A 15158-nucleotide genomic window follows, 5' to 3' on the forward strand; every position below is an offset into this window, starting at 1 on the left:
CATCTATTAGGTGAACGAAATCAGCAGGGTGAATGAGGTGTAGCTCTGGCATTGGCTATTCAGGCTTGATAGCGGGAAGCGAAAGGGCTTTACGAATGTCGTTCACGTATTCGTAGAAGTTCTCACTGATTCCGAACAGTCCTTTGTGAATCTTGCGAACAAGCACCTCATCTTGCTTGGCGATTTCGATGAACAAGGCGAACGTCAAGGAGATGCCCCGTGGCAGTTTCAGGTAACCCTTGTCTACCAACTGCTTGGCACGCAACTCAAGCAACGGGAGGTTCCCCTTGAACACAGCATCCACCTTATCGATGCTGTCCAATTTAAGTTCGGTACTGAGGTAGCGGTCATATTGGATGGTGTGGACGCTTTCATACCACTCCGGAAGAATCTCGATTCCGAATTTTTTCGCCAGCTCGGCATCCATCGCCGAAACCAGCAAATTCGACCGGGCGTAGGTGGTGATGTAGTTGTAAAACTCCCGCTCCAAGGTCTCAAGGATCAAGGTGTTTTTCGATTTGCCAAGCGTACTGGCCACAGCGGCGATGGTCTTGTCCAAGCTGCTGCTCAGGTTGCGCAGGGTGTAGGAGACCGTTTCGGCCTTTTCATCGCTCATAGGGAACAACTCCAGTAGCGTTCCTCCGAAGCAGAGGAGATGGAATCATCCTGCGCCTTAAAAACCAAATTATCAAGATTGGTTCATAAATAATAATATGGTTCTTTTTTATTGAGTGAATCTCGACTGATTTGCGACGCGCTTTATTCCAAGGCGCGTAGGGCTTTGCGAAACCACTCAGCGCAAAGGCCGGGTCGCTAAGCATCCCGAGGTGGTCGCAGAGTGGGTACCCAGCCCCAATCCCCTGTGGGAGCGAGCTTGCTCGCGATGGCGGTAGCACGTTATATGCCCGGACTAAGGGTGTACACGGTCCGTGGCCAGAGATTGCTCCCGCTCGGCGGCGCAGCCGTCGTAAACCGGCCGACGCGGTATTTCCGAAGAAATGCGCCAGCCTGTTTTGGGGCGGCTTCGCCACCCAGCGGGGATAAATCCCCTCGCCACGGGTGGTGTAGCGGTTAGCGAGGGTCGACGTTATCCAGCGCTCGGTTCGCCAGCAATGAACTCATCTCGATCAATTGCTGGATGCCGAGGGCGATGTGGCGGCGGGGGCCTTCCAGGTCGAAGGCCAGGTTGCTGATCATCGCGTCGGCGGATGCCAGGTTTTCGCTGAGGTTGGCGAGCAGGCATTCGTTGTCGGCGTTTTTTGCCACGGTGAAGAGCTGGCCCGGTTTGGATGCATCTTCGGGTTTTTCCGGTTTCGGTTGCAGGTAAAAATCCAAGGCGCGCCTTTCTGCTTCGTCTTGTTTCTTAGTTTTGGATTTGGTGGACGCAGAGCTGCGATCTGCTTCGGGGGGATTCGGTGTTGGCTTGAACATGTGCTGATACTCCATGGTTAAGCCGCAACCTCTTCCCTACTAAAAGAAGGGTGGCGGCTGTACGCAGGTTAGTAGACCGGGGAGATCAGCATTGCCGGCGCGCCGAAGCGCCCTGCGCACAGCCACCATCAAGGACAGGTTAGGAACCTGTTTGGATGGAGTGCTCGTGCATCTTACTGACACAACCTCGGGCTACTAAACCCGACCACTGATGGGCAGTGGCAGGGAAACGATAGAACCCATGGGCAAGGCGCACAAGCGGGCGGATTCTGGCGTAGTTGTAGGCAATGGCGCAAGGATTCGTAGCTTGGTGGAAGGGGGGCGGAGGGAGAATAAACAAGCCTTCGTAATGCCCAGGATTCGGGGCGAGGAAGCGTGGCTCTCACCCGGTGGGGCAGCGGTTTTTCTGTAGGAATGCGCCGGCCGTTTTGGGGCTGCTACTCAGCCCAGCGGGAGCAAGCTCCCTCGCCACAGGTTGAGCGTCGTTGACCGTCCCGAGCTGATCCCAGAATGAGCACACACCGCCAACCCCTGTGGGAGCGAGCTTGCTCGCGATGGCGGCAGCACGTTACCTACCTAATCTGAGGTAAGCATCCGCACTACACCCGCCTGCCACTCAGACCTTGATCCGTTTTAACCACTGGTTCACGCGTTCGCAATCAAAGAACGTCGGGTCGAAGATCTCCCCGTACCATTCCACCGTAGCGTCGTGCTCGGGATGTTCGGGGTTGGTCATGGCCTCTAAAAACACTTCGTAACCCGGCCCTCCACCCACGTCTTCCGGTGGGCAGGCATTGGCGCCCTCGAGGCAGTACGGCACTTGAGGACAGGCAGTAGCGGGTAATGTTTTTTCGACCTTGATACGGTGATGCCACTCATCACCGAAGTCATAGAGATAATTGAATGTCCGCTTTCCGTTCAGTGCCTTGATCAGTGTTTTACGAGCTTCCAGATTCACCGGCGGCCCCCAGCCATCAGGATCGGGCACGCCGTAATTCTCACCGGCAATTTCAAATTCATGCAGATGGTAATCGCCCCAACCCATCACGATCTGGATCACCTGATGCAACCTGCCCAAGGTAATGTTTTCAGGCACTGCGAACCGACGCCAAATCGTTGGAGTCATCCACTTCAGCTCGATGTGCAGGAGCAACAAGTCGCGCTCGGGCTTAGGCAAGGGAACAATTTTAGCCATGGGTCAGGCAGCCTCGCAGTGTTTTGTGAGTGTGAGAGACACGTCTCAGGGCGGCAGCTATCGGGTGCTCGGCGATGCGTTCCGGTACGTAGGTCAAGACCTGCGGGTTCAGGCCGTTGAGTTTGGTCGAACCCCGCAGGCTGTATGTCGCAGCGGCTCGTTCTCCGCCGGCGTCGGAACCAGCAAACAGGTAATTTGCGACCCGATGCCTCGGCGCGCAATGCCCGTTCGGCGTAGCTATTGTCGATTTCGACTCGACCATCATCGCAGTGAGCTTTGGTGGTGGACAGCCTGAGTCAGGTAGCTTTCGCCATTTGAGCTTCGATTTCTGCGAGCAAACCTTGAATCAAGCCTGCCGCATAGCGCTGTGCGCTAATCAGATCGTCTTCATCTTCGCCGCCATGAAACCGTGCGTATGCGACTGACCCTACCTTTTCAAACCCATCGCTGAATTTATCGTCGCCAAAGCGCCGGGCCAATGCAGCCAACCCATCGCTCACGGCCTCTGCATGCTGCCCCGTGCGAATTCGCTCAACAAAAAGCCTGGCCACGTTTTCAAGTGAGCCTGAGTATTGAACTACATGGATGAGGTCCGCTGCATCTTTGTTCTCTTGCCGCTGGTCAAGGGCAATAGCTTTCAGAATCACAAATGCAGGCACGTCTGCAAACCGTATGATGTCGACCGACATTCCTCCGCCGTCGAGCAGTTGAGCACCGACCTCTTTTTCTTGATACCAGTCGTGCACGATTCTGGCGTGTTTGATGGTCAGTGCTGAGACCTGCTCGCCGCTAACGCTCACGGCCTTTCCAGGTTGCTCGTCACCGGCATCACGTAGTAGCTCTACGACGACCTCAATATGCTCATCAACTTGTCTGCGCCATCTCCAAGACGTTGGTTTTCCATCCTCGACCCAACGTACAAAGCCTCGCGCCTTCAACTGATCGGCAAGGCTGGCGTATTCGTTGCCGGTCGCCAGGACTTCTAGGTTCAGCACAAGGTCTACATCAGACGTACCCGCATGCATTGGCACCTCTGGTGGTGCCTCTGGGGTCAGGTAGCGAGGCACTAGGCCGCCGATTAAGCGCAATGTGTCTTTCAAATTACCAAACGCACTGAGTAGTGTGAGTAAGGTCCTCTCACAGGCGTTTGTCATATCAACGTCGTACCCCGCAGCCGTGCGGGGTTTCAATTCCTTGCCCATTCAACCTCCAAAAATTTCCTAATGTGCTCAGCCAGCTCTTTGTTTCGCCCTCGACCATCAAGGAGATCGAGATACAGAATGTATGGGCTTACAAAATATGCAGGGAATTCGGGATGGGACTGCCTAAACAGCAAGCTAGCGCCTTCACGCTCTGTGATGGTGACGTTCGGCCCTTTTTTTGCGGGCTTGAGCCTGAGCATATCGGCCATGTCTTCTGCATAGCCCTTAGGGACAATCAGGTCGACAGTGTCTGTGCTTGTTAGCAATGGTGCGAATACGTTGCCAGCAGCGGTCCCTGTGAATGCCCATGGAAAATCGATCTGCTTTTCGGCAACTGTTTCTGCAACCCGTGCAAGCAGGTGCTTTGGGCTTTCCACAAACGTATACCAAGTGGATGAATTCTCACGTGCTCGTGCCTGCCATTGCTCGGCCCACGCGTCGAGTAACGCTCCTGGGTTGATCAATCGTCTGCGTCGGGTTGGACCTCCACCTACTGATTCGCACCATTCGCGCTGAGTCAGCTCTTGAAGCACCAGGGAGCAGGTGTATTGAGAGGTCTCTGCTAAATTTGATAGCTCAGTGCCCGTCAGCCATTCATGGCTGTGCACTAGCAGCGAATGAATGACATTTTCGCGAGCACCTGTAAAAAGCTGTAACGCTCGCCTTGAGGCGCTGGGTTTTGATGGTCGCTGTATATCAATTAGCCAAGAGTCATGCTTGAGGTAGAGGCTTCCACCTAGCTCAAAAAAAGCGATATCTCTCTCTTTCAATTCTTTTTTTGCGCCAGGGCTCAGCGACTCCGCTGCAATCATCCGGACACTGTCCATATCGTGGAGTCGATTTCGTTCAAAACTGTCCAGGCGCCAGACTGCGTCTCGGATGTCTCGAGGGTAAGCACTGCCAATGACCTCGACGAGAATCTGTAGATCTTTAGCTGACGTGCTCAGCTCGATCACAGCATCAGGGCCTGCGGCTAGACCTTCATGCCCTGCGTGCACTTTAAGGCGCGCCTCGTGCCCAAAAGCGTCAGTGAGACTGTGCCCTAAGCTATCCAAGACCTGACTCTCAAGCTTGGAGCTCCAATCATGATGTTTTTCCATATCTTAGCTCCTTTCCCATCTTTAGCTGCCCAGCAAAACTTTCAGCTGGAGCAATATATTAGCTTAAATTCAATATTTAGCTGGGCAGCTAAATATAGCATTCAACCTAAAAAAGATCATTTTTTGATCTGTAAAGCTCTTGGCGAGCAAGAATGGGCTTGTAGCTAGTGATCCTCAGGAAATTAGCCGTCCTTCGAGAAGGCAGTAGAGCTGCATACCTAATCTGAAGACGTACGCGGTCCGTGGCGACAGAGCTTGTTTGCGCTCAAGTCAGTCCGACGCCTCGGGCGCAGCCGCCGTAGGTTGGCAGCCGCGCCGGTCAAATGATGGAATCAAGATCCAGCGTATACGGTTCACCAATGGCATACCCGTGACCACCACGGATCAATTCACTGCCGTCATCCATGGCCGGTGCCATCGCCAGTTGCTCCGCCACCCTGTTCTCCGGATGCGCCTGCCAGCGAGCCAGGTTGTGGGCCAGTTGCTCAGGTTGTTCCGACAAGCTCCCATAGACGTCTTTTTCCCTCACCGACGCGGTACGCAGTGTCGCCAGGCGCGCGCGCGTACTGTGCAGCTTGTCGACCTCGCGGATGAGCGCAACGTTGAGGGCGCCTTCGCTACGTCCATTGGGCGCGCTCCTTCCCGCCAGGCGACGCTCTTCATCGCGCAACTGTTGGGTAATCCGCGCCAGTGCATTGTCGATCCATTCATATTCGCGTCTTGTCACCAGCGTACTTCCGCTGATTTGCGCTTGCTGCCAGCGCCGCAAGGTCGCCCAGCAAGCGGGGATGTAGCTGGGGACCATGAAGTGGTTGCCGGTCTGGATGAGTTGGGCCAGTAGGGCCGGGCGGTCCGGCAGGCCATGTTTATGTTCGAGGGCCACGTCGCAGGCGGCGTGTTGGGTGATGGTGTCGCAACGGGGCATCCACAGAATGGAGGAGCGTTCCTTGCGACCGAATTCCACCGGCAGGAAATGCCGCAAGGTGCCGTGGTGTTCATACGGTTCGCCCGTCCAGCGAGTGATGCCCGCGACGAATACGGAAAGCCCGACCGGTACGTTGGCGAATGCAAGGGCCAACCCTGTGCCATAAACGCCTCTCTGGGTATTCATCCAACTGCCGGGCACGCTGGGTATCGGGTCGTTGTGGTTGACCATTCGGTAATGCACCAGGGCTTCGGCGTTTTTTGTGAAGGTGGCATCAGCGGCGCGGGGGGCGCCGTAGGTGTAGAGCTGGAGGGTGTAGCCTTCCGGTCTGCGCCGCAGCATTTCTGCGAGTAGCAAGGCCACCGCGCCGCCCAGGCTGTGGCCGCAGATCAGCAGTTTTTGCCCTGCGTAGAACCGGTCCAGATAACGCGTCACGAAGGCCGCAGTTTTTTTGGCGGCGCCATAGAATCCTCGATGCACCTGGCCCACACCTTCTTCAAACGGCACTTGACGTGCATCGGCGTCGCGCAGGAAGTCGGCGAGTTGCTGGGTGCCGCGCACGGCTATCAGGATCAGCTCATCGTTGTGGGTGATGTAGGCCTGGGTATTTGTACTGTTTTCCTCGCCGGTGTCGTCGAGAAAATGGACTTTGGCGGGATGTTCCTGACGCAGCCCCAATGCGGGATCATTGACCGCGTAGAGCGCCGGGTCGAAGGGCACGATCTCCAGGCGTCTGGAGTAGGGCACGTCTTCATACAGCGGGTAGTAGGGCTTTGTCTGGCCCGGATAGAACTCCCCGAGTTCTTCGAACTTGGCCAATGCGTCGGCGAACCAATTACCCACGCTTGGCTGCCGAGTGAAGCTCACCGGCGTTGTTATCGGCGCCTTTTCAGGTTTCTGGCCGAAGGGGCAATAGGTCAGCGTCGACAACAGGGCCAGTTGATACAAGTTGAGCACGCAAAACTCGGGGGGCGTGGACAGCATGGGACGCAAGGCGCGCAACGGTCGTATTTCAAGCACCGTGTGTCTGTGCGGCATCAGGGCCACGCCGAGCTTGCCATGTTCGCCCATCAGCCGTGCCGGCCCTGCCGGGTGCGGGTAATGGCGGTACACCTCGGGGGGCAAATGGGCGACATGCTTGACCAGATGCCGAACTTCTACCTGGAAAAAATCATCTGCGCAGGCTTGTGCCGGATTTTCCCGAGTGCGGGTGGCATTTGGGTTCAGGTAGCGGGTTTGCTCGGCGCGAACTTGCAGTTCGGTGATCTTGAGAGGGTAGTGGGCTCTACGCTGAAGTTCTATATAGAGCTTTTCCTGCTCTTGATACTGTTGCTCGAAGGCAAGGGCAACCGGCCCGGCATAGTGGTTCGTGACTTTACCGATACCCGTGGCATCCAGGTTGCCGGGGTATTTTTGTCCTTCCGAATCGGTAGCGACATAGGACAGTCCCGCATAAGGCTCGCCAGAGCCCAATTCATCGACGAGCTGAAAGCTGGTCCATCTACCCCCTGCAGGGCAAGTCAAAATGCGATTGCTTAGCCTTGATTCCAATTCCTTTTGAAACGACGTCATACGTGATCTCCTTATTCCGTACAGCCGGGATAAATAGTGCATTTGCGTCCGTCAGGCATCTGAAAACCGCTGAAGTCTTTGTAATTACCAAAACAAAATGCGTATGGATCTTCGAAGTTATCGCCCATGCAGCGTTTCCAGCCGTTAGGCACCTTCACCCAGGTATCCCCCATGTAAGGGCTCTCCTCGCGGGCCAACTTGATCTTCATCCTCACGGTCTTGCCCGGTAGCTGATCGAGGGTGTACGCCGAGAAAGGACGCCCGCGCCCAAGCACGCCCTGAGGGTCGGTTTTTTTGCAGTCGAGGATTTTTCTGAGGATGCGAGGTTTGCCTGAGGTGCGGAACAACCATTGGCATTGGCCGTAAAAAGTGCTTTCGCCCGCTTCGCTGAAAGCGCCTTTGTATTGTTCTTCCAGCGCATCGCGAATCACGATATTGGCCGAGTCCTGACTGATATCGCTCCAATCCTTACCGTAGGCGGAGTTGATCTCGAGTTCGATGCGATCGATCACCAACGGGCAACCCATGCGGGTTCGGCGAATAACGATTTCGGAATCAGGTGTGTAGGCCTTGCGCCACTCCCTGTTGAATACCGGCGCCTTGTTATACCGGGTCTCGACGGCGCAGGTTTCGCCTGGAGCGGGTACGTAGTACACCGCGGCACGGTAGGCAAAGTCAGGCGGCAAGTCTGCCGTAAAAATGAACGTGTTCGGTTGTTTGGCGGCACAACCCATCGTCAGCGCCAGGCAGCCGCTCAAACACGAAATTCGCAGGGCATATTTCATAGCGGCGCATCCCCTTGCCAGAATGCCGTCATCAGGCGTACCCGTTGAAAATGCTCGTCGGGGCTTTCGGCCGGGCGTACTTGCCAGTACGACGCCGGACTATGGGTGGGTGCATGCAGGCACTGAGTCAGCAAGAACTCCAACTGTTCAGGGGCCTGCCAGTGCCATGCCTTGGCCTGATCGAGCGTGGCACGCAACCACGTCTCTGGATCCCGTTGCTCGGCAAGTGTGGCGAAGGCCCGGACATGTTCGGCCAACAGGAAGCGGCGGGCATTGAGGAGTCGAGTTTGTGTCGCCTGCTGCGCGGTAGCAGGCACCTGCAACCAAGGCGGCGAAGCAGGCACTGGGTATGTCCCCGGTGCCGGGTTATGCATGCTTGCCCAGCCAGTGTCCTGCCAGTAGCAGACGCTTAGCGCTGGCCCGAGGTAGGCCGGATAGGCTTCAACGGGCAGATGTTTGAGCGCCCGGGCCAGGACGCGGTTGTCATGGAAGCGGTACAGCGCTTGATGAGGGCGCTCTCCGATAATCAACCGCTCACGCCAGTGCTCCATCAACGTTGGCAGGCCCCCTTTGGGAAGGCTGGCAAGCCAGCCCCAATGGCTGTCAGGCCGGTCGAGCAGTTCATTGACAGGTTCGTCGCCGGGCCGCTCGACGATGAAGATAAAGGGCCCGGTGTCACCGAGTTCAGCAACCAGGGTTTGGCCGTACACACTCAGGTATTGGTCGGGACGACTGCTTTTCAGCAATGTTTGGCGCATGTGATGCTCATTTTCTGAGTCCAGCACAACGCACAAGGCATGACCAAGACGTTGCTGTTCGATCAGCCATCGATGCGGGAGTGAGCGTTTCATGCGGCGGCCTCCGTTGGGCATAAACCCTCACGGCAAGCCTCGCAGAGGGGGCAGAAATCCAGTCCCGCTGCTTTGCTGGCCGCTATCAGGGCTCGTTGGGTGGTGGCGAGCACTGGCAGGGGGGCCGTCAGGGGAGCCGTCGAACCAGGCGTGAACGACGATGCGGTGATACCGGCCATAGGTGCGCCGCCGATCTGGATTGCACTGCTGCTGTAGATGCCGCTGTGGTCGATCACGATGTGCTGGCCGCCGGCTTTCAAACTGAGGGTCGCCCCAGCTTCAAGAACCACATGGGCACCCGCCTTGATATGCACCTGTTGACCGGCCTCGACGGCCAGTACCTGATCAACGCGGATGTGGCGGTTGGCGACGCGCAGGTAGTCATTGCCTTCGACCTGGACCGTGCGGTTGGCGGCCGTGGTCCGATGCTCCTCGGCGTGCAGGACGGTGATGCTGTTGCCCTTGATGGTTTCCCGCCGCTCGTTGCCAATCTCCAGTCGGCTGTCGTTTTCAATCTTCTGTTCCATGTCACGCTGGGCCCGTAGATAGATCAGCTCCTGACCTGCGCGATCTTCCAGATGCAGCTCGTTGAAGCCATTGCCGTCCGGCGAGCTGCAAGAACGAAACACGGTACGGGTCTTGTGCGCAGGCAACGGGTAGGGCGAGGCATTGGCGCTGTTGGTCAGGCACCCGCTGATCAAAGGCTTGTCGGGATCGCCTTCCATGAACGTCACCAACACTTCCATGCCCACCCTCGGGATCGTGACGCCGCCGTAGCGGTTGCCTGCCCAGTTCGAGGCGACTCGCAACCAACAACTGCTGCCGTCGTCGAAGCGTTTCGCGCGATCCCAGAAGAACCTGACCTTGACCCGGCCATACAGGTCGCAGTGGATATCTTCGCCTTGGGGGCCGGTGACGATTGCTGTCTGGCTGCCCGATATACGTGGTTTCTTATAGACCCGCGGCGAACGAAAGACGGCGTCCCAAGGCGTGGCAACGAAGCGATTGCGATAGCCCTGATTGAGGTGGTCTTCATGCCTGCCCGTATCGCAGGGGGGCATTTCTTCCAGCACCTGCGGCTGTTTGCCTTGGTGATGCACTTCGGTCAGGAGCCATAGGTCATTCCATTCCTGGCGAGGGTGCTCACTCAATGTCAGGAAGTGTCCCGTCGTCAGTGCCGGCTGATCACTCTTTCCTTCAGCTTGGCGGTAGTCGGCGCGATGGCGTTCAAAGGTCCGCAGGCTCAATAACTTGCCGCGTTTTTCCTGGGTAAAGTCGCCTGGATAATCATAGGTTTCCAAGTCCGGCCGGACTTTTCCGAGGTTAGGCTGGCAACTGCTCTCCAATAGGAACGTCGACTTCTTGAAATCGTAGTCACGACACGTGACGCGGCTGGTTCGGGTCTCCAGTCGCAGGCCAAAACGATGGATAACCGGTTCGTCGTAAACCATGCCGCTGTCGTGTTTATAAGCAGTGCAGTGTTTAAGCCGGGGGAATACGGTCTGGTCATCACCCAGTACCAGCAGATGGCCCGAATCACTGTGCTGAAAATGGTAATGCAGGCCTTCTTCGTGACACAGCCGTTGGATGAAGTGCAAGTCAGATTCGTGGTATTGCACGCAGTACTCGCGAGGCGGATAACGTGCGTTCAACTGGAAGCGATGAGCGTCGCTAAGAATGCCGTGTTCCTTGAAAATCAATGTGATGATTTGCGGCACACTGGTCTGTTGAAAAACTCGCTGATTGGTGCGGTGCTCCAAGTAAGCCAGTCGTGGCACTAATCTTATTTTGTAATGCGTTAAACGTTTGCCCGAGTCACCTTGTGCAAGACGATAAATCAGTCCGTGAACACCGCTGCCCTGTTTATCGAATGTTAGAAAGGCCTGCCTGTTTAATAAATTTTCCAAATTCATATTTCTTTGTTCGCTGACGAGTTCAATGTCGAACGAATAAGGGGCGCTGATGGCTTCGTGACCCTCGAAGGCCACGACTTGGAGGTCATGTTCGAGATCGGCAATCGTGAGGCGGAAGTTGGGCAAATCAAGGGTATGGAACATGCGAACGTCCTTGGGCTGTGGCTTTGGCTCCTGGTCTCATTGAAGCAGCCTTGATCAGGGTGCGCGCACGCACCGGTAAAAAAAGAAAAGGATGTAGGAATTTTCTTTGAGAGAAAAAATGATCGCGAACGAAATAATTTGAAGTGATTTTTCGTTGACTGGCTTGGAGTTCTCAAATTTGTTAAAGGCCGCCTCGACGTCGGAAGTTTCAGGTGGTCTCAATATGGATGTGTCTCTTTGGAAAAGAGGAAAGTTCCTACTTTTTTATGTGGAAAACCTTGGCATTCTTGGCGGCGTTCGGTAGCTAAGAAAATAACGTGATTGCAGGAAAGATGTCTGGATGTGTTTAACGAAACTTCCTACAAGTGAGGCTGAATATTCATCTTGAATAGCCATGCCGTCCAAATTGCCCATGCCACAAACCAATTGTCTTAGCAGGGTCGTGAATGTCGTATTCCGAAAAACTGTTCGCCCATTATCTGGCTCTCGCCAAAACGCCCGTTTCCAAGGAGAGTTTTGCGGGTGCGGACGTGCGCTTTTCAAATGAATACGAAGCCTTGGAACGTGAGGTGGGCAAAGCTCAGTCGATGCACGAAAGTGGCCAGGTCGACTGGCTGAAGATCCTGGAGGGAGGTGAAGCGCTGTTGCGCACCCAGTCGAAGGATCTGCGGGTGGCGGCTTGGCTGGTTTGGGCGCTGTATCAGCGTGAATCATTCCAGGGCCTGCTGGCCGGGCTCGGTCTCTTGCAGCACTTATGTGAACACCATTGGCTTGAAGTTCATCCGTTCAAGAATCGAACCCGTGCCGCTAGCATCAATTGGCTGATGCCTCGCCTGGAGCAAGCGTTCGGCGATGATATTGCGATCAAGGAGCAGTTGCCGATGTTCCGTCATCTGGCGGAACAGCTGGAAGGCCTCGACGCTGCTTGCGCCGTCCACTTGGGGGATGACGCACCTCTACTGTTGCCGCTGTGCCGGCGTCTTAACACCATGATCCAGCGGGCCATCGAAAACCGACCGCAGCCTGGTGCCATTGGAACGGTTGTGGCTCAGGTAAAACAAGTTGCCACCCAACTGCTTACCCCCGGCGCTCCGATCGAAAACGAAAAGGAAGCTCACAAGGCCCTGCGCGCCCAGCAGGATGGGGCGCGTCCGTTATGCATCTGGTGGCTCAAACAAAAAGCGACGGACGCTCGTGCCCTGCGCCTCAATCGCACCCTGCTCTGGCTGGCCATCGATGTATTGCCCGAGCGCAACGCTGAGCAGGTCACCCAGTTGCGTGGCCTGCCGGTGGACAAACTCAAGGCTTATCAGGACCGTCTCCAGCAGGGTGATTACGCAGACCTGCTTGTGGAGATCGAGGCGAGCCTGGCGACGGCACCGTTCTGGTTCGATGGCCAGAGGCTTGCCTGGGAATGCCTGCAAGGGCTGAACGCCGAGTTGGCCATGCGTGAAGTGGAAGTCCACTTCGCATTATTCATCCAGCGCCTGCCGGGCATTATCGAATTGCGTTGGCATGACGGTACGCCGTTCGCCGATTCGGCCACACGGGGTTGGATCGCTGCCCAGGTCATGCCTCACCTGCAAAGGCCCGGCGGGGCACCCACAGCCGATGTCGCCGACAACCAGGCGCCTTGGGAGCTGGCGCTGGAGGAGGCCGAGGCGATCCTGCGCAAGGACGGTCTCAAACCTGCCGTTAAGTTGCTCAGGCAAGCCATGCAAAGCGCCAATGGGGCACGCGAGCGATTCCTCTGGCAGTTCGCGCTGGCTCGCCTGTGCTTCTCCGCCAGGAAATACGAACTCACCAAGGTTCAGCTGGAGGCCCTCGATCAGACGCTACGAAACGCAGGCCTGAGCACCTGGGAGCCTGCCCTGGAGCTGCAGGTGCTGCACTTGTTGCACAGCTGCTGCGAGTTGTTGCCACAAAACCACTCTGTACGTGAGTGCAAGGAAGAGACCCATCGCAGGTTGTGTCACCTCGACCTGGAACGGGTTATTGAATAGACCTCCGGGTCCAAAATTGTAAGGAGAAAGTCATGGCCAAAGAAGGCTCGGTCGCCCCCAAGGAACGCATCAACGTCACCTTCAAACCTGCTACCGGCGGTGCTCAGGAAGACATTGAACTGCCGTTGAAACTGTTGGCGATCGGTGACTACACCCACCGCAGGGATGAACGCAAGGTCGAGGATCGCAAGCCGATTGGCATCGACAAAATGACCTTCGACGAAGTGTTGGCCAAGCAAGCGCTGAGCCTGACCCTGAGCGTACCGAATCGTCTCCAGGCAGAGAGCGGCGCTGAGGAACTGCCTGTACAGCTGCGCTTGAACTCAATGAAAGACTTCAACCCGGCGAGCCTGGTCGAGCAAGTGCCGGAACTCAGCAAACTGATGGCGCTGCGCGACGCGTTGGTGGCGCTCAAGGGGCCGTTGGGCAATGCGCCGGCGTTTCGTAAAGCCATCGAAGGCGTACTCGCCGATGACGATTCCCGCCGCCGCGTACTGGATGAGCTGGGTCTGGATACCACCGCGAAGAGCGCTTGATTCTTTCAGCCAAGGAAGCCGAAACATGAATACCCATGCAGTACAGCAGCAGAGCCAGGACAACGCGGACTACAGCATTCTTGAAAGCATCATCGCCCAGACCCGCCTGACCCCGGACGATGAAGCCTACGACATTGCCAGGCGCGGTGTGTCTGCGTTCATCGAAGAGCTGCTCAAGCCGCAAAACAGCGGCGAGCCGGTCAAGAAAGCCATGGTTGACCGCATGATCGCCGAAATTGATGCCAAGCTCAGCCGCCAGATGGACGAAATCCTCCATCACCCGCAATTCCAGGCGTTGGAGTCGGCGTGGCGCGGCTTGCAGTTGCTGGTGGACCGCACTGACTTCCGCGAAAACATCAAGATAGAAATGCTCAACGTGTCCAAGGACGATTTGCTGGACGACTTCGAGGACTCGCCGGAAGTCATGCAGTCGGGCCTGTACAAGCACATCTACACGGCTGAGTACGGCCAGTTCGGTGGGCAGCCGGTGGGCGCGGTCATCGCCAACTATTTCATGTCCCCAAGCTCGCCGGACGTGAAATTGATGCAGTACGTGTCCAGTGTCGCCTGCATGTCCCATGCGCCATTCATCGCCGCAGCCGGTCCGAAATTCTTCGGCTTGGAGAGCTTCTGCGGACTGCCGGACCTCAAGGACCTGAAAGACCATTTCGAAGGCCCGCAATTCGCCAAGTGGCAGAGCTTCCGTCAATCGGAAGACGCCCGCTATTTCGGCCTGACCGTACCGCGCTTCCTGTTGCGCACCCCCTACGATCCCCAAGAGAACCCAGTCAAATCGTTCGTCTACAAGGAAACCGTTGCCAACAGCCACGAGCACTACCTGTGGGGCAACACAGCGTACGCGTTCGGCACGAGGCTGACCGACAGCTTCGCCAAATTCCGCTGGTGCCCGAACATCGTCGGTCCCCAAAGCGGTGGGGCGGTCGAAGACCTGCCGTTGCACCACTTCGAAAGCATGGGCGAAATCGAAACCAAGATCCCGACCGAAGTCCTGGTGTCCGATCGTCGCGAATACGAACTGGCCGAGGAGGGCTTCATCTCCCTGACCATGCGCAAAGGCAGTGACAACGCCGCCTTCTTCTCCGCCAGCTCCGTGCAGAAATCGAAGTTTTTCGGTAACAGCGCCGAGGACAAGCATGCAGAGCTGAACTACAAGCTCGGCACACAGTTGCCTTACATGATGATCGTCAATCGCCTGGCTCACTACTTAAAGGTGCTGCAGCGCGAGCAACTGGGCTCCTGGAAAGAGCGTACGGACCTGGAGCGTGAGCTCAACAACTGGATTCGCCAATACGTGGCTGACCAGGAGAACCCGAGTGCCGAAGTCCGTGGCCGTCGTCCGCTACGTGCCGCGAAGATCATCGTCAGCGACGTGGAAGGTGAACCGGGCTGGTACCGCGTTAGCCTCAACGTTCGGCCTCATTTCAAGTACATGGGCGCCGATTTCACGTTGTCGTTGGTTGGCAAGCTGGACAAGGCGTAA

The 15158-nt window shown here is 56.5% G+C and carries 13 protein-coding genes and 1 pseudogene; 4 read left to right on the forward strand and 10 right to left on the reverse strand.

The window, feature by feature from the left end; genetic code table 11:
• Window positions 1–55 precede the first annotated feature (55 nt).
• The 6 genes and pseudogenes from AC3A5O_RS03035 to AC3A5O_RS03060 form a co-directional block, all read right to left on the reverse strand.
• Window positions 56–616 (reverse strand): hypothetical protein, encoded by a 561-nt coding sequence (locus AC3A5O_RS03035; protein WP_305468884.1) that lies wholly within the window; start codon window positions 614–616, stop codon window positions 56–58.
• A gap of 455 nt (window positions 617–1071) precedes the next feature.
• A complete protein-coding gene (locus tag AC3A5O_RS03040; protein ID WP_305468882.1) occupies window positions 1072–1431 on the reverse strand; it encodes a DUF6124 family protein in 360 nt (119 codons plus the stop codon).
• 616 nt (window positions 1432–2047) lie between these two features.
• Window positions 2048–2626 carry a plasmid pRiA4b ORF-3 family protein gene (locus AC3A5O_RS03045; protein WP_305468880.1) on the reverse strand — a complete coding sequence of 193 codons (579 nt, stop codon included), beginning with the start codon at window positions 2624–2626 and terminating at the stop codon, window positions 2048–2050.
• 58 nt (window positions 2627–2684) lie between these two features.
• Window positions 2685–2898 (reverse strand): annotated as a pseudogene (locus AC3A5O_RS03050) (IS66 family transposase); the annotation flags it as partial.
• A 24-nt stretch (window positions 2899–2922) separates the two neighbouring features.
• A complete protein-coding gene (locus AC3A5O_RS03055; RefSeq protein WP_305468878.1) occupies window positions 2923–3828 on the reverse strand; it encodes a hypothetical protein in 906 nt (301 codons plus the stop codon).
• On the reverse strand, window positions 3813–4928 hold the full coding sequence (locus AC3A5O_RS03060; RefSeq protein ID WP_305468876.1) for a type IV toxin-antitoxin system AbiEi family antitoxin: 1116 nt from the start codon (window positions 4926–4928) through the stop codon (window positions 3813–3815). The genes AC3A5O_RS03055 and AC3A5O_RS03060 overlap by 16 nt, the downstream gene beginning before the upstream one ends.
• Between AC3A5O_RS03060 and AC3A5O_RS03065 the strand changes: the two genes are divergently transcribed.
• Window positions 4914–5096, forward strand: a complete 183-nt coding sequence (locus AC3A5O_RS03065) for a hypothetical protein (RefSeq protein ID WP_305468874.1) — start codon at window positions 4914–4916, stop codon at window positions 5094–5096. The two genes, AC3A5O_RS03060 and AC3A5O_RS03065, sit on opposite strands and share 15 nt — an antisense overlap.
• 151 nt (window positions 5097–5247) lie before the next feature.
• Here the strand turns inward: AC3A5O_RS03065 and AC3A5O_RS03070 are convergent, their stop codons facing one another.
• Genes AC3A5O_RS03070 through AC3A5O_RS03085 form a run of 4 tightly spaced genes read right to left on the reverse strand, consistent with a single transcriptional unit; the run spans window position 5248 to window position 11118 of the window.
• The gene (locus AC3A5O_RS03070; protein ID WP_305468871.1) at window positions 5248–7425 is read right to left on the reverse strand and encodes a lipase family protein; all 2178 of its coding nucleotides are present in this window, start codon (window positions 7423–7425) and stop codon (window positions 5248–5250) included.
• 11 nt (window positions 7426–7436) lie between these two features.
• A complete protein-coding gene (locus AC3A5O_RS03075; RefSeq protein WP_305468869.1) occupies window positions 7437–8210 on the reverse strand; it encodes a hypothetical protein in 774 nt (257 codons plus the stop codon).
• The gene (locus AC3A5O_RS03080; RefSeq protein ID WP_305468867.1) at window positions 8207–9061 is read right to left on the reverse strand and encodes a DUF4123 domain-containing protein; all 855 of its coding nucleotides are present in this window, start codon (window positions 9059–9061) and stop codon (window positions 8207–8209) included. Before AC3A5O_RS03080 ends, AC3A5O_RS03075 begins: the two co-directional genes overlap by 4 nt.
• Window positions 9058–11118 (reverse strand): type VI secretion system Vgr family protein, encoded by a 2061-nt coding sequence (locus AC3A5O_RS03085; RefSeq protein WP_305468865.1) that lies wholly within the window; start codon window positions 11116–11118, stop codon window positions 9058–9060. Before AC3A5O_RS03085 ends, AC3A5O_RS03080 begins: the two co-directional genes overlap by 4 nt.
• Before the next feature lie 446 nt (window positions 11119–11564).
• On the opposite strand from AC3A5O_RS03085, the gene tssA reads away from it, so the two are divergent.
• The 3 genes from tssA to tssC are packed head-to-tail and all read left to right on the forward strand — an operon-like array spanning window position 11565 to window position 15158.
• Window positions 11565–13121 (forward strand): type VI secretion system protein TssA, encoded by a 1557-nt coding sequence (gene tssA, locus AC3A5O_RS03090; RefSeq protein WP_122567612.1) that lies wholly within the window; start codon window positions 11565–11567, stop codon window positions 13119–13121.
• A gap of 32 nt (window positions 13122–13153) precedes the next feature.
• Complete coding sequence (tssB, locus tag AC3A5O_RS03095) at window positions 13154–13657, forward strand: type VI secretion system contractile sheath small subunit (RefSeq protein ID WP_122567611.1); 504 nt, start codon at window positions 13154–13156, stop codon at window positions 13655–13657.
• A 25-nt stretch (window positions 13658–13682) separates the two neighbouring features.
• Window positions 13683–15158: a type VI secretion system contractile sheath large subunit gene (gene tssC / locus AC3A5O_RS03100; RefSeq protein ID WP_122567610.1), complete on the forward strand. Its 1476-nt coding sequence runs from the start codon at window positions 13683–13685 to the stop codon at window positions 15156–15158.

The organism is Pseudomonas sp. Soil_N_39 (assembly GCF_057655955.1).

Coding starts and splice junctions, on each gene's coding strand:
- AC3A5O_RS03040 (WP_305468882.1), bottom strand. CDS start 1,431: ATGTTCAAGCCAACACCGAATCCCCCCGAAGCAGATCGCAGCTCTGCG.
- AC3A5O_RS03070 (WP_305468871.1), bottom strand. CDS start 7,425: ATGACGTCGTTTCAAAAGGAATTGGAATCAAGGCTAAGCAATCGCATT.
- tssB (WP_122567611.1), top strand. CDS start 13,154: ATGGCCAAAGAAGGCTCGGTCGCCCCCAAGGAACGCATCAACGTCACC.
- AC3A5O_RS03045 (WP_305468880.1), bottom strand. CDS start 2,626: ATGGCTAAAATTGTTCCCTTGCCTAAGCCCGAGCGCGACTTGTTGCTC.
- AC3A5O_RS03035 (WP_305468884.1), bottom strand. CDS start 616: ATGAGCGATGAAAAGGCCGAAACGGTCTCCTACACCCTGCGCAACCTG.
- AC3A5O_RS03060 (WP_305468876.1), bottom strand. CDS start 4,928: ATGGAAAAACATCATGATTGGAGCTCCAAGCTTGAGAGTCAGGTCTTG.
- tssA (WP_122567612.1), top strand. CDS start 11,565: ATGTCGTATTCCGAAAAACTGTTCGCCCATTATCTGGCTCTCGCCAAA.
- AC3A5O_RS03075 (WP_305468869.1), bottom strand. CDS start 8,210: ATGAAATATGCCCTGCGAATTTCGTGTTTGAGCGGCTGCCTGGCGCTG.
- AC3A5O_RS03055 (WP_305468878.1), bottom strand. CDS start 3,828: ATGGGCAAGGAATTGAAACCCCGCACGGCTGCGGGGTACGACGTTGAT.
- AC3A5O_RS03085 (WP_305468865.1), bottom strand. CDS start 11,118: ATGTTCCATACCCTTGATTTGCCCAACTTCCGCCTCACGATTGCCGAT.
- AC3A5O_RS03080 (WP_305468867.1), bottom strand. CDS start 9,061: ATGAAACGCTCACTCCCGCATCGATGGCTGATCGAACAGCAACGTCTT.
- AC3A5O_RS03065 (WP_305468874.1), top strand. CDS start 4,914: ATGATGTTTTTCCATATCTTAGCTCCTTTCCCATCTTTAGCTGCCCAG.
- tssC (WP_122567610.1), top strand. CDS start 13,683: ATGAATACCCATGCAGTACAGCAGCAGAGCCAGGACAACGCGGACTAC.